Below are 12,574 nucleotides of genomic sequence, written 5' to 3'. Positions count from 1 at the left end.
ATGGGTCTCGGGAAGGGGCCGACGCCTGCGGCGTCGCGCGCCACCGGATGCGGCGGGTCGGGGGATTCGGCGCCGACGAGGGGAAGGGACATGTCCTACCTGCTCGGGATCGACCTGGGCGCCACCGTGGTGACCGCCGCGGTGCTGCACGGCAGCGCCTGCGACACCCGTGCGCTGCCCGCCGTCCTCGTCGCGACCCCGGCCGGTGACCTCCTCTGCGGCGAGCCCGCACGCCGCCGCGCCGCCGCCGACCCGGACCGGGTCGCCCGCGGTTTCCTCGAGCGGGTCGGCGACCCGACCCCCCTGTCGCTCGGCGGTGTCCCGTACCGCGCCGAGGACCTCTGCGCCCGCCTGGTCCGCTTCCTTGTCGACGAGATCGGCGCCCGGCACGGCGGGGCGCCGTCCCGGATCGGGGTGACCCACCCGGTGTCCTGGGGCCGGCACAAGCGCGACCTGCTCGCCGCCGCGCTCGACCGGCACGGCCTCACCGTGTCCCTGGTCGCCGCACCGCAGGCGGTGGCGCTCGCCCACCATGACGGCGCGCCGGGCGACCGGCCGCTCGCCGTCGTCGACCTGGGCGGGAACGGGTCGACCGCGACCGTGCTCGCCCCCGCCGGGCCCGGCGTGCTCCCCGCCGTCTCCGGGCGGACCGAGGCGTGCCGGACCGGTGGCGCCGACGTCGACGACGCCGTGTTCGCCTTCGTCCGGTGCGCCACCCCGGACCTCGCGGCCGCGTTCGACGCCCTCGACACCGACGACCCGCGGGTGCTGGCCGCCCTGACCGCGCTCCGCGACGACTGCCGGGCCGCCAAGGAACTGCTCTCCCGCGACACCGTCGCGACCGTCGGCGTGGACCTGCCGGGGGTGCGGACCTCGGTCCGGATCCACCGCTCCGACCTCGACGAGCTCGCCCGGCCGCTGGTCGAGCCGCTCGCCTGGCCCGTGGAGGCGGCGCTCGCCGCCGCCCCGGACGCTGAGGTGCTGCTCGCCGGTGGTGCCGCCCGGATGCCGGTCGCGGTCCAGGTGCTCTCGGCCGCGCTCGGCCGTCCGCTGGCGGTCGCCGCGGACCCGGTGCACGGGGCCGCACGGGGTGCGGCTCTCGCCGTGGCACCGGGTGCGGGGACGTCGTGGCCGGGTGTCCGGATCGCCCCCGTCCCCGCGGCCGGTCCGACGACGTCCCGGATCCCGGCGCCGCGGGGACCCGAGCGTGCCGTACCGGTCGGTGCGGGTGGCGTCCCCGCGGCGTGCGAGGCGGCGACCGCCTCGCCGTGGGCCCCGCCCGGCGTCCGTACGGAGACGGTGGCCGAGCGGGACGGGGGAACGGCCGTCGGTCTCCTGGACGCCGCGACCGGGCCGCTGCCCGCGGTCCCCGCCCGCCGCGGCGCCGCGCAGCCGGACGGGCGGGCCACCCTCCCGGCGGCCCCGGTCCGCCCGTCGCTGCGCACCGCGGCCGCGCCGGTCACGGGGGTCGCGCCGGCCCTCGACCGGCTCGCGGCGCCGGAGCGGCCCGCGCCGGACACCCTGGTCACCCGGGACGCCGACCGTGCCGTGGCCGCCCGGTCGCAGCTCCGGCAGCGGATCCTGATCGGGGCCGGTGGGCTGGCCGGGATCGCCGCGGTGGCCGGCGCGATCCTGTTCTGGCCGACCCAGCCGTCGTTCGGGGAGCTCAGTGCGGCCCCGACGCTGCCGGACACCACCTCCGCGCCCGCCGCCCCGGCGCCCGTCGTCCCGGGGGCACCGGCCGCCGCGGGGCCCGCAGCGGCACCGGGGACCGCGTCCCCGGGGACCGCGGTCGCGACGGCCGCGGCGCAGGCCGGGAAGCCCGCGGCGAACACCGCCCGGGGCACGGCGGGTGCACCCGCCGCAGCGGCACCGGCCCGGCCGGGGGTGCCCGCTCCGGTCGTCCCGCCGCCGGCGGCCGCGGTACCCGCGCCCGCCCCGGCGCCCGTGCCCGTGCCGGCCGGTCCGTCGACCGGCACTCCCGCGAGCCCTGCGCCGACCACCCCGGTCACCCCGGTGACGCCTCTGCCCACCGAGGGTGGGACCGACCCGGGCCCGACCACCCCGCCACCGGCGACCGGCACCACCACCCCGGTGCCTCCGGCGGCGACGCCCGCGGGTGCTCCCGCGTGACCCCCGATCACCCACTGCGCTGCGGTGACAGCGGCGAGTGACCCCCACCCCGCCCGGCATCCCGCCGGGACGGGATGATTCGGACCGCCGGGCCGGCGTGGAAACGGGAGCCCCCACGCCGGCTCGGCCCCATCCCGGGCCTCGTGTCACCCGAAGGCCCGAAGTGTGTCCCGCGCCGCGTCGTGTGAGCCGGGGACACCCCTCCCGAGGTGGTAGAACCACGGGTGGTCACTGGTCGGACACGGTACGAGGGGAGCGCGTGGTGACGCGGTTGGCAGGGGCGGTCATCGGCATGGCGGCGGTGGCACTCGTCGTGGCGTATCTGGCCTTCGGATGGCCGGTGCTCCTGGTCGGCGGACCGCTGTTCGCCGGCGTCGCGATCACGGTGCTCGCGCTCGTGCTCACCGAGCGTCCCCGGGCCGCGCTGCGCGAGCGCCGCGCGGCGCACACCGGCGACTCCCCGTGGAAGAGCGCGGTGGACCGCGGCGAGCGTGCGGGCAGCGGCCTGATGAGCGGCTTCTTCGAAGCCGGCCCGCAGCCGGGTGCGCTTCCCGAGCAGCGTCCCGCACCGGCTCCCGGTGCCCGCCTGGCGGGCGCCCGGTAGCGATAGGTGAGAATCGGGCGGTGACGATCTTCGGCACCGCCCGTACCCGGACCCTCCGGGGGCGGCCGTGCTGATCGGGATGACGTTCGCCGTCCTGGCCATGCTCTGCAGCACGGTCGCGGCGATCCTCCAGGCCGACGCCGCCCGCCGGGGCGGCCGCACCAGCGCGGTGCTGACCCGTCCCCGCTTCATCGGCGGGATCGGGATGGACGTCGTGACCTGGCTCTGCATGGTCGTCGCGCTGCAGTTCATCCCGATCTTCGCCGTCCAGGCCACGCTGGCCGGGGCGATCGCGATGACGGCCCTGTACGCCCGCTGGTTCCGCGGTGAGTGGCTCCGCCCGGTGCACCGGCTCGCGATCGGCTGCAGCATCGTCGGCCTCGCCCTGGTCGCGGGCAGCGCCGGGACCGAGCGGAAGGAAGCGGTCACCGGGTACGGGACGACGGTGGCCGTGCTGGTGGCCGCACTCGTCGCCGTCATGGTGGCGACGCTGGCGACCAACCGGACGACGAGGCCGTGGCCGCCCGCGGTGCTCGCCGGGCTCGGGCTCGGCGGCGGCTCGGTGTGCATCCGCGCGATGCACGTCTCGGAGGGCGTCAGCGTCTCCGGACTGCTCGCGGAACCGCTGGTGTACCTGCTGCTCGGGATGGCGGCGACCGGGCTCTACAACTACGCCCGCGCCCTGCAGCTCGGCGACATCGCGACCGTCACCGCGCTCTACATGGTCGTGCAGGTCGTCGTCCCGGGACTGGTCGGGATCACGCTCCTGGACGACACCGTGCGCCCCGGTTTCATGTGGCTGCTGCTGCTCGGGCTGGTCCTGGTCGTCTACGGGACCTCGATCCTGGCGCGCCGCCGTCCGGAGAAGCGGACGCCCCCGCGGGTGGCCTAACGTCGGACGGCATGGCGACCTTCGAGCGTCCGGGTCTGACCCTGCACCACGAGGAGCGCGGCTCCGGCTTCCCGATCCTGCTGATCGCGCCGGGCGGGATGCGCTCGACCATCGACGCCTGGGGGAATGCCCCCTGGGACCCGGTCGAGCACCTCTCCGACCGCTACCGCGTGATCGCGATGGACCAGCGCAACGCCGGTGGCTCGGCCGGTGAGGTGCACGGCACCGACGGCTGGTCCACCTACACCGCCGACCAGCTCGCGCTGCTCGACCACCTGGGCGTCGACGAGTTCGCGGTGCTCGGCATGTGCATCGGCGGCTCCTACATCGCGAGCCTGCTGGCCACCGCACCGGAGCGGGTGCGCGCCGCCGTCACGCTCCAGCCGATCGGCCGGGACGACAACCAGCAGATGTTCGAGGAGAAGTTCGACGAGTGGCGGGCCGGGATCGAGGCCGACCACCCCGAGGCGTCCGACGACGACTGGGCCGCGTTCCGCTCGAACATGTACGCGGGCGGCGGGATGCTCTACTCCGTCCCGGACGAGGCCCTCGCCCGGTTCACGACGCCGTGGCTGGTCCTGATGGGCGGCGACCCGTTCCACCCCGAGCAGGTCTCCCGCCGGCTGGTCGAGCTCGCTCCCGGCGCCGAGCTGGTGGAACGCTGGAAGGCCGAGGAACACGTCCCTGCCGGCAAGGCGGCCGTCGACACCTTCCTCGCGAAGCACCTGCTCTGATTCGTCCACGACCGGGCCGCCCCGGCACGGCACGATGAACCGCATGCCGAACTGGGACGACGTCGTGCGGATCGGGTCAGGGCTGCCGGAGGTCGAGGAGTCGACCTGGTACCGGACGCCGTCGCTGAAGGTCCGGGGCAAGGGTTTCGCGCGGCTGCGCACCGAGGACTCCGCCCCGGACACCGGCCTGGTCCTGATGTGCTCGCTCGAGGAGAAGGAGGCGTTGCTCGCCTCCGGCGACCCGGCGTTCTTCACCACCCCGCACTACGACGGCTACGGCGCGATCCTCGTCGACCTCGACCGGGTGGACCCGCAGCAGCTCGCCGAGCTGGTCGAGGAGGCGTGGCGGCGCAAGGCCCCGGCGACCGTGGTGCGGCACCACGACGGCTGAGCAAGGATCACCCCGTGCGCTACGTGGTGATCGGGGCAGGGGCCGTCGGCGGGACGATCGGGGCGCGGCTCGACGGCGCCGGGCTCGACGTCGTCCTCGTCGCACGCGGGGCGCACCTCGACGCGATCCGGGAACGCGGCCTGCGCCTCGACTCCCCCGACGGGTCACGGACCCACCGGATCCCCGCGGTCGCGTCGGTCACCGAGGTGGACTGGGCGGACGGCGACGTCGCGGTGCTCGCGGTGAAGTCGCAGGACACCGGCCCGGTGCTGACGTCGCTGGCCGCGGTCGCGCCGGACGTCACCATCGCCTGCGCACAGAACGGCGTCGCGAACGAGCGCGCCGCCGCCGAGCGCTTCGACCGGGTCCAGGCGGTGCTCGTCATCCTCCCGGTCGAGCACTACGAGCCGGGCGTGGTGATCGCGTCGTCGTCGCCGGTCCCCGGGGTGCTCGACGTCGGTACCTACCCGGCCGGCACCGACGACGCGAGCGCCGCGCTCTCCGCCGACCTGCGCGCCGCCGGGTTCGCCTCCCGCCCCGACCCGGCGGTCATGGACGCGAAGTACGGCAAGCTCCTGACCAACCTCGGCAACGCGGTCGACGCGATCTGCGGGACCGCCGACCCGGACGCGGCCCGGGTGACCGCGGCCGCCACCGCCGAGGGCGAGGCGTGCCTCGCGGCCGCCGGCATCACCGCCCGCACCGGCGACGACGACCGCGTCCGCCGCGAGGGCATCCTCACCGAGCAGGCGGTCGGCGGGCGGCCCCGGCGGGGCTCGTCGTCCTGGCAGAGCCTGAGCCGGGGCAGCGGGTCGATCGAGGCCCGGTACCTCAACGGCGAGATCGTCGCCCTCGGCGCGGCCCACGGCGTCCCGACCCCGGTGAACGGGGAGCTGCTCCGCGTGGCGGAGGAGATGGCCGCGTCCGGGGAAGCTCCCGCCTCGCGGCGTGGTGCCACCCTCCTCACCGTGTTGGCATGACGTACCCGCTCGCGACGGCCCGTGCCGCGTTCCTCGCGTCGCTCGACGGGCTGTCGGCGCTGCTCGACCAGCTCGACGACGATGCGTTGCACGCCCGCAGCCGGTGCCGCGGCTGGCTGGTCGCGGACGTACTCGCCCACCTTCATCTCGGGCTGGTCGAGATGCTCGCCGGTTTCCCTGCCCGCACCGAACGGCTGGCCGACGCCGATCTCGCCACGTACGGGACCGCGCCGTCACCGGGCGCGAGGCAGCCGGAGTGGGCGCACGTCCGGTTCGCCCGCGCGCTGGCCGCCGCCTACGCCCGGCCGACAGGACAGCTCCCGCACGTCCGGACCACGGTGCGCGGACTGCGCCGGCTGGTGGCTGACCTGGACCGGGAGTACCGCCTGGAGTTCCAGGGCGTCGTCCTGGAGGTGTCCGACTTCGTCGGGACCTGGGCGGTGGAGGTCGTCGTCCACCATCTCGACATGATCGTCGACCTGGCGGGCGCGCCGGAGCCGCCCGCGTCCGGCCTCGAGGTCGTCCGGGACACGGTGACGCGGCTCGTCGACGATCCCGTCGCGCTGGACGGCTGGGACGACCGCGCCCTCGCCCTCGCTGCGACGGACCGCGAGCCGGGCCTGCCCCCGGTCCTCGGCTGAACCCGGTGATCACGGATCCGGCAGGGATCCGGCCGGATGTGGCCGCGCCCCTGCCCGATCCGTGATCACCGTCGGAAACGCCGTGAACAGGTCCCGGGGGGACGGCCTACTGTCGGGGCATGTCGGCTGCTCAGGAGATCCGTACCGTCGCCGAACTGCAGGAGCTCACCGGTGAGGCCACTGCGCCGGCGATCGCCAAGGAGCGCGACCACCTGCTCGACGTGCACCGCGAGTGGATCGCGGTGTCCCGGTTCCTGCTGCTCGCGACCTCCGGTGCGGACGGCACGTGCGACGTGTCGCCGAAGGGCGATCCGGCGGGCTTCGTGCACGTCGTCGACGACCGCACCGTCGCGATCCCGGAGCGGCCCGGCAACGGCCGGGTGGACGGCTGGCGCAACGTCCTGGAGAACCCGCACGTCGGGCTGATCCTCCTGGTGCCCGGCCGCAACGACACCCTGCGGATCAACGGCCGGGCCCGGCTGGTCCGGGACGCGCCCTACTTCGACGAGCTCGCGGTCAAGGGACGCCGGCCCCTGCTGGCCTGCGAGGTCGCCGTAGACCAGGTCTTCACGCACTGCCCGAAGGCGTTCCTGCGCTCCGAGTTGTGGAAGGCGGCGACCTGGCCCGAGAAGGACCGGCTGCCGTCGGTCGCCGCGATCGCCCAGCAGCTGGCCCGGCCCGACGAGCCACTGGAGAAGATCGAGGAGTACTACGGACCGTCCTACGCGGAGCGGCTCTACTGATCCGTACCCGGAGGGTCACGCAGATTACATCGAAACCGCTGGTCAGGGTGTGAATAATGGGCCCACGTGAACACCCCCGTCCCGCCGGTCCGGCGATCCGTGCGCGCCCTGCTGTCCGCCGTCCTCACCGCACTCGCGATCCCGATCGCGCTCGCGGCGGGGGCCGCGCTGCCGGGTCCCGCGATCGTCGTCTGTGTGGTTCTGGCGGTGTTCGTCGGTCTCGTCGCCAGGACACTGTCCTGGGTGGCCGGTGAGCCCGGTGGCCAGGCCGCGACCGTGCTCGCGCTGAGCGCCGGCCTCGGTTCCGGGATCGCCGTCGTCGTGCTCGGGGTGCTCGCGGTGCTGGCCGGACCGGTCGTCCTGGTGGTGATCCCGCTGGTCACCGCGTTCGCCGTCGTCGGCTGGTGGGTCGTCCGGGGCGACGCAGGTCCCGTCGTCTAGTGCGGTGTGTGGGCCTCCAGGACGGGGGCCGCACCGACGTCCGCGAACGGTTCGGGCGACTCGACCAGGCACAGCATTGGGTGGCCGTACAGCGCGGCGAGCCGTGCCTCCCGGGCGAACGCGTCGAGCACCGCGTGGGCGAGCCCCGGCCGGAACGTGTCCAGTACATCGTGGTGCCGGATCAGGACGGCCGTCCCCGTGGAGGCCGGGTCGGCGCCGCCGAAGGTGAACTCGGCGACGTCGCTGAGCGCGTCCGCGAGGGCGTCGAGCCCGGAGCGGCCGTAGCCGTCCGGTAGGCCGAAGATCCCGGCGAAGCCGTCGTAGAGATCCGCCTCGCGGGTCCAGCGCCCCGCGTCCAGGCGCAGTACGACCCAGCCGAGCTCGGACAGCCGGCGGGCGGCCGCGTCGAGGACCTCGGGGTCGTCCACCCGGTGGACGAACGAGTTCATCAGCAGCTGGTGGTCATAACGCGAGTACGACGCCGTGTGGTCCGGCGCCGTCGGGTCGAACAGCACGTGGCGCACCATCGCGACGATGGTGCCCGGGTGCGTGCCGGGCGGCAATCACGTCGCCGATCCTCTCGACGCAGGCGCACGGCCGTCCCGACGTGACGGAACGGCTCGTACACACAGGTCCACCCAGGGACGGCGTCCACCGACCTTTCGCGTGGTTCCGGAGTCGTCACGCACCCGCGACCACGATGTCCGGGCCGGTCCGGCCAGTACCGTGCCGCCTGTGGAGGAGTTCACCGTGCGGAGTGGCAGCGTCCCGATCCCCGTGACGATCGCGGGTGACGGGCCCCGTGCCCTGTTCGTGCCCGGGATGAGTATCACCCGAGCCGGGCTGGGTGAACTGATCGACGAGTTCCGCCGTTTCCTCCGACTCGCGACGTTCGATCTGCGCGGACACGGCGACAGCGGTTCCGCCGACCGGTACGGCTATGAAGCCTTCGCCGCCGACACGGCAGCGGTCACCGACGCTCTCTCCGACGCAGGACCCGTGATCATGCTCGGATTCTCGCTGGGCGCCGACCTCGCTCTCGATCAGGCGGCTGTGCGAGCGGAGACCCCGGCGGTGTTCCTGCTCGACGGCGGGACCCCGATGACCGGACCGTTCCTCGACGAGGCCGAGCTGGCCGACATGCACGACATGATCCGGGAGAGCCCGCCCGAGCAGTACGACCTCACAGCCGACCAGCATGTCGCCGCGCTACGGGAGATCGACGTTCATCGGCGTTCGGCGACCCAGCGGTTCGATGCCGTGACCTGCCCGATAACTATGATCATGTCGACGAGTCTGGCCGGCACCGAGGGTGCTCGAGCGGCGGAGCTGAACGACACCTGGCGCCACGGCGTCGACGATCTCGTGGCCAGTCGCCCCGCGATCGAGGTGCACCGGCTCCCGGGCGGACACGACATGCCGTTGGTCCACCCACGGACCATTGCGGAGATCGTGCGTGAGCGGGTGGCACGGCTGTAGACCGACTCGGCCGACCACAAGATCCGCCGGTCGCTCTGCGGTGCCCCGTATCGCACGGGATGGCACGCGGGCTGTCCTCTGCGACGACGAAGGCCCAGGAGCTGCTCGCTGACCTGGGCCTTCGTGTTCTGAGCGGATGACGGGAATCGAACCCGCGTATTCAGCTTGGGAATCCGATGCACGTCGCTGGATCTGGGCCTGACCTGCGGGTCGTGGTGGTTACGAGTGACCGCTGTTGACCCTCGTGGACCCTGCCGTATCGCACGTTCGTTGCACGCAGTCGCAGCGCTGCTGCTCTGGCAGTGCCATCCCGTCGACCTGCTGTAAGCCGTCCGCGTGGTAGCCCGGAGGGAGGTCGGCGGGATGGCACGGTGCGGCACAATCCCGGAGACCAGCCCGCCCGGCGAGGGCGCGCCGTTGGCCCTCGGTCCCTCGGCCCCCAGCCAACCTCATCAGAGGTCGCCAAGCCGGGAGCATGCTGGACGAGTAATAGAGATCACGCACACCTCACCTGGGCTAGAAGCTGCAGCCTCCCAGGCCCGAACCGACGCCGTCGTACCAAGACAGAGTATACTGCTCTCGGAAAGAGAATTCTAAGGCAGGTATCGATGAGTCAAGGGTCTCGCACTTACCGAATGGATCTGCTCCGTGCAGCTGCGATCGGGGCGACGGGAGGGCTAGTCCTTGCAGCTGCCCAGATGGGGCTTGCATTGTGGATATTCTCGACCCCCGTCATTCCAGCGATCTTATCTGGACTGTGGATCGTCCCCGGAGTCGCAGCCTTAACTATCACAAGACGCGGCGGAACTGGTTTACTTGCAGGGGCGCTGGCCGCTGTAATCTGCAGCGTGCCATCTTTCTCGCTAACCGGACTTTTTCTGTCCGTCATCGCCTACGGAGCCGCTGCGGAACTGCCATTCTTCATCACCCGCTACAGAACGTGGGGCATGGGCATTTTTCTACTTTCTGGCCTAGCTGGTGGGATCGCATTGGCGGCGACCAATTTTCACTTGGTTGCCCTTGCAGCTGACGGGTCCTTCATAATTCAGGTGCTCGGAATTACCATAATTCTGGTTTCTAGTCTCTTATGTGCTGCCTCAGTCATAGGGGGAGTCTGGTTCAGGGTTACGGGTACGACGAGCGCAGGGAATCGAGTCTAGCCTTACAAATAGGTGGGCCCGCACGGAAGTCTATTGACAAGTACGAACCCACCTACCATGCGATCGGCAGCGCCTAAACAGCCCCACCCGCGCCAGCAGGTTCCTTCGGGAACTTGCTGTTGATGTTATTGGCGAAGGTCTGCCATGCCCCGTTGGCGAGCGTTTCTGAATTCAGCGGGCCGGCAAGCGAGGCCCCACTGACAGGCCCCCAGGCATCGACCTTGAGTGACTTAAGAGTCGCATTCCCCGGAACATCGTTCGTGCGGAACTGAAAGTTAATGAACCTGTCAGCGCCCTCAGGATGCCCAGGAAGCGACTTCAGTGAGAACCCATATTCTTCGACGGCAATGACCTCCACTGGAGAGGTACCGCCTGCCAGTCGGCATACCTGACCGACACGGATACTCTTGCCACACCCAGCGAACGTAAAGTAGCCGTCAAAGTTTCTCTGAAGCTCTGGCATGATGTCGGCGGCTCCGTACTTCGGGATACCGTTGATCTGGTACTCCTTCGAGTAGCTACCGTATCCACCCTGCGGCGGAGGCAGCGCGTATGCAGGAGAGACGAGGACGGCCCCGCTAAGGGCGAGCAATGCAGCCATGACTACCGCAGTGGCTACGCCGCGCCCGACGCTCAGCCACCTCGGCGCGTTGGAAGTTTCCTTCATTTTTGTACCCCTCCGAAGTGTGCAGGCTGGTGTCCTATATGGACACGTTACGAGGGAGGTGTACCTCACGGCTGGGGATTGGAGCAAAATATCTCACCTGATCGTGTCGATATCCTATCGGCGCAGAGCTATCGCGTGATACACTTTATAGGGTATAGGGGTGACGGCAAGTGTGAGGGCGTGGATGAGATCATTAATTCCCAGTCCGATTCTTGCCCGCGCTTACGGTGGAGCGTGCCAGGAGGAGTTGAACTATTCGAGGTCTGACCTGGAAAATGTCGCGTCGCAATCTCGGAATTTTACGCATACCGCCAAGCTCGGGAGCGGGTCTGCGAGATTCCAACACGCATCAATGAGCCTGAAGAACTGGGAGATGCACTCCCGTGCAGGAATTGCAGTGTACGCACCTTCTGGCGCTCCAGCTGTTGACGCTACGGTTATCTTAGCCATCGGAGTTGCTCCGATCTCGATCACCGCACCATGCCGAGTTGTTCACTGCTGGGATTATTCGCGTTCGTACGGATTCACCTACGGGACGCTCGGAAGCCATCCAGAGTGTGGCGAAGAAACGTTCCAGGTGGATCTCGATTCGAATGAATCTGTCACGCTCCAGATTTCAGGGATCTCGACTCCCCGATATTCGATTCTTCGAATCTTTCGTTCAGTGCAGGACTGCGCCCAGGACGTCATAACGAGAAAATATGCCCGAAGCATGAGATCCATCTGTGCGGAAAAGATGCCGAAGTAGAATGGGGTCAGACTCAGTGCGAGACAGTGGGGCGCCTTTGCGCATAGTTGTGCTTCTGGCGGCCACAGTTGCGCTGGGCGCCGTAGGTTCTGCACTTCCGGTGCCGCTTGTGTCTGAGTCGGCAGGTCCAACGGTCGACGTGCTTGGTGAGTCAGATGGACGTCCTGTCATCGCAACCCCATCGACAGCGCCAAATCCACCGGCGGGACGATTACTCTTAACGACCGTTTCGGTTACGGACGACCTTAATGGCCTGACAGCGGCCAAATTCTGGTTCGATGGGGACCATCGTCTCGTTCCGAGGAGCTCCGTATATCCGCCCGGGCTTAGCTATGACGAGCTGCAAAATCGAAATTCGTCCGACTTTGCAGACTCTGAAGTGGATGCGGTAGCGGCAGCGCTGTCACTTCTCAGAATCCCCCAAGACGTATCCGTTCACAACTTGACTGATGGATCTCCGGCTGCGGGCATATTGCGGCCAGGAGATCTGATTACCCGGATCGACGGCCAAGAGATTGGCTCGATTGAGAGCGTGCGGTCAATTCTCAGTCAGCGCCTCCCAGGAGACGTCGTAACGATAGAGGCACTTCGCTCCGGGCATCCAGAGAGTGTAGATATTAGGCTCAGCGAGGGGTCCGAAATCGGTTCCGGTGTTGTTGGTGTTACTCTCTCGGTTCGCCCCAGGTCGTCGGATCAAGTAGAGATTTCTCTGAAGGGAATTGGAGGCCCGTCGGCAGGCCTCATCTTTGCGCTAGGAGTTTTCGAGCGCCTAAGTCCAAAATCAATTATACGAGGCCGCGACTGGTCTGGAACCGGCGTAATCACACCTGAAGGTGCGGTGAAACCAATTAGTGGGGCAGAGTTCAAGGTCGCAGCCGCGCGCAATGCTGGCGCAAAGTATTTTCTGGTGCCGCGGGAGAATTGCTCTATTGCAGCTGGAGCGAACGTTGATGGAATCCAG

Annotated in this window: 12 protein-coding genes; 10 read left to right on the top strand and 2 right to left on the bottom strand. The window is 69.8% G+C overall.

The genetic code is table 11. The features are described 5' to 3' along the window. Positions 1–90: 90 nt before the first annotated feature. From Ae150APs1_RS34335 to Ae150APs1_RS15955, 9 genes are all read left to right on the top strand, one after another. Positions 91–2,133, top strand: coding sequence for an Hsp70 family protein (locus tag Ae150APs1_RS34335; protein ID WP_075298613.1), 2,043 nt, complete (start codon positions 91–93; stop codon positions 2,131–2,133). Positions 2,134–2,395: 262 nt separating this feature from the next. After that, positions 2,396–2,737: a hypothetical protein gene (locus Ae150APs1_RS15990; protein ID WP_139317624.1), complete on the top strand. Its 342-nt coding sequence runs from the start codon at positions 2,396–2,398 to the stop codon at positions 2,735–2,737. Between the two features lie 79 nt (positions 2,738–2,816). Continuing rightward, complete coding sequence (locus Ae150APs1_RS15985) at positions 2,817–3,629, top strand: hypothetical protein (protein WP_139316941.1); 813 nt, start codon at positions 2,817–2,819, stop codon at positions 3,627–3,629. Between the two features lie 11 nt (positions 3,630–3,640). Further along, complete coding sequence (locus Ae150APs1_RS15980; RefSeq protein WP_010226091.1) at positions 3,641–4,363, top strand: alpha/beta hydrolase; 723 nt, start codon at positions 3,641–3,643, stop codon at positions 4,361–4,363. 43 nt (positions 4,364–4,406) lie between these two features. After that, a complete protein-coding gene (locus tag Ae150APs1_RS15975; protein ID WP_060574470.1) occupies positions 4,407–4,754 on the top strand; it encodes an MmcQ/YjbR family DNA-binding protein in 348 nt (115 codons plus the stop codon). 14 nt (positions 4,755–4,768) lie between these two features. Further along, positions 4,769–5,734 (top strand): 2-dehydropantoate 2-reductase N-terminal domain-containing protein, encoded by a 966-nt coding sequence (locus Ae150APs1_RS15970; RefSeq protein WP_075298609.1) that lies wholly within the window; start codon positions 4,769–4,771, stop codon positions 5,732–5,734. After that, positions 5,731–6,375, top strand: coding sequence for a maleylpyruvate isomerase N-terminal domain-containing protein (locus Ae150APs1_RS15965; RefSeq protein WP_075298606.1), 645 nt, complete (start codon positions 5,731–5,733; stop codon positions 6,373–6,375). Before Ae150APs1_RS15970 ends, Ae150APs1_RS15965 begins: the two co-directional genes overlap by 4 nt. A 119-nt stretch (positions 6,376–6,494) precedes the next feature. Then, entirely contained in the window at positions 6,495–7,118 is a 624-nt protein-coding gene (locus Ae150APs1_RS15960; RefSeq protein WP_075298604.1) for a pyridoxamine 5'-phosphate oxidase family protein, read from the top strand. A 66-nt stretch (positions 7,119–7,184) separates the two neighbouring features. Then, complete coding sequence (locus Ae150APs1_RS15955) at positions 7,185–7,559, top strand: hypothetical protein (RefSeq protein WP_010226082.1); 375 nt, start codon at positions 7,185–7,187, stop codon at positions 7,557–7,559. Here the strand turns inward: Ae150APs1_RS15955 and Ae150APs1_RS15950 are convergent. Further along, positions 7,556–8,086 (bottom strand): barstar family protein, encoded by a 531-nt coding sequence (locus tag Ae150APs1_RS15950; protein WP_010226080.1) that lies wholly within the window; start codon positions 8,084–8,086, stop codon positions 7,556–7,558. The two genes, Ae150APs1_RS15955 and Ae150APs1_RS15950, sit on opposite strands and share 4 nt — an antisense overlap. A gap of 208 nt (positions 8,087–8,294) precedes the next feature. Between Ae150APs1_RS15950 and Ae150APs1_RS15945 the strand changes: the two genes are divergently transcribed. Next, positions 8,295–9,038 (top strand): alpha/beta hydrolase, encoded by a 744-nt coding sequence (locus Ae150APs1_RS15945; protein ID WP_170918095.1) that lies wholly within the window; start codon positions 8,295–8,297, stop codon positions 9,036–9,038. Between the two features lie 1,233 nt (positions 9,039–10,271). On the opposite strand, the gene Ae150APs1_RS31260 is transcribed toward Ae150APs1_RS15945, so the two are convergent. After that, positions 10,272–10,799, bottom strand: coding sequence for a hypothetical protein (locus Ae150APs1_RS31260; RefSeq protein WP_139316939.1), 528 nt, complete (start codon positions 10,797–10,799; stop codon positions 10,272–10,274). Between the last annotated feature and the right edge of the window lie 1,775 nt (positions 10,800–12,574).

The organism is Pseudonocardia sp. Ae150A_Ps1, from assembly GCF_001932315.1.
Taxonomy (GTDB): Bacteria; Actinomycetota; Actinomycetes; order Mycobacteriales; family Pseudonocardiaceae; genus Pseudonocardia.
The sequence above is the reverse complement of the archived record's forward strand: the minus strand, read 5'-3'. Positions and strand labels throughout refer to the sequence as shown.

Excerpts from the sequence above, each read along its gene's own strand:
- Ae150APs1_RS34335 (WP_075298613.1), top strand. The coding sequence starts at position 91 with ATGTCCTACCTGCTCGGGATCGACCTGGGCGCCACCGTGGTGACCGCC.
- Ae150APs1_RS15980 (WP_010226091.1), top strand. The coding sequence starts at position 3,641 with ATGGCGACCTTCGAGCGTCCGGGTCTGACCCTGCACCACGAGGAGCGC.
- Ae150APs1_RS15960 (WP_075298604.1), top strand. The coding sequence starts at position 6,495 with ATGTCGGCTGCTCAGGAGATCCGTACCGTCGCCGAACTGCAGGAGCTC.
- Ae150APs1_RS31260 (WP_139316939.1), bottom strand. The coding sequence starts at position 10,799 with ATGGCTGCATTGCTCGCCCTTAGCGGGGCCGTCCTCGTCTCTCCTGCA.
- Ae150APs1_RS15965 (WP_075298606.1), top strand. The coding sequence starts at position 5,731 with ATGACGTACCCGCTCGCGACGGCCCGTGCCGCGTTCCTCGCGTCGCTC.
- Ae150APs1_RS15975 (WP_060574470.1), top strand. The coding sequence starts at position 4,407 with ATGCCGAACTGGGACGACGTCGTGCGGATCGGGTCAGGGCTGCCGGAG.
- Ae150APs1_RS15985 (WP_139316941.1), top strand. The coding sequence starts at position 2,817 with ATGACGTTCGCCGTCCTGGCCATGCTCTGCAGCACGGTCGCGGCGATC.
- Ae150APs1_RS15950 (WP_010226080.1), bottom strand. The coding sequence starts at position 8,086 with ATGGTGCGCCACGTGCTGTTCGACCCGACGGCGCCGGACCACACGGCG.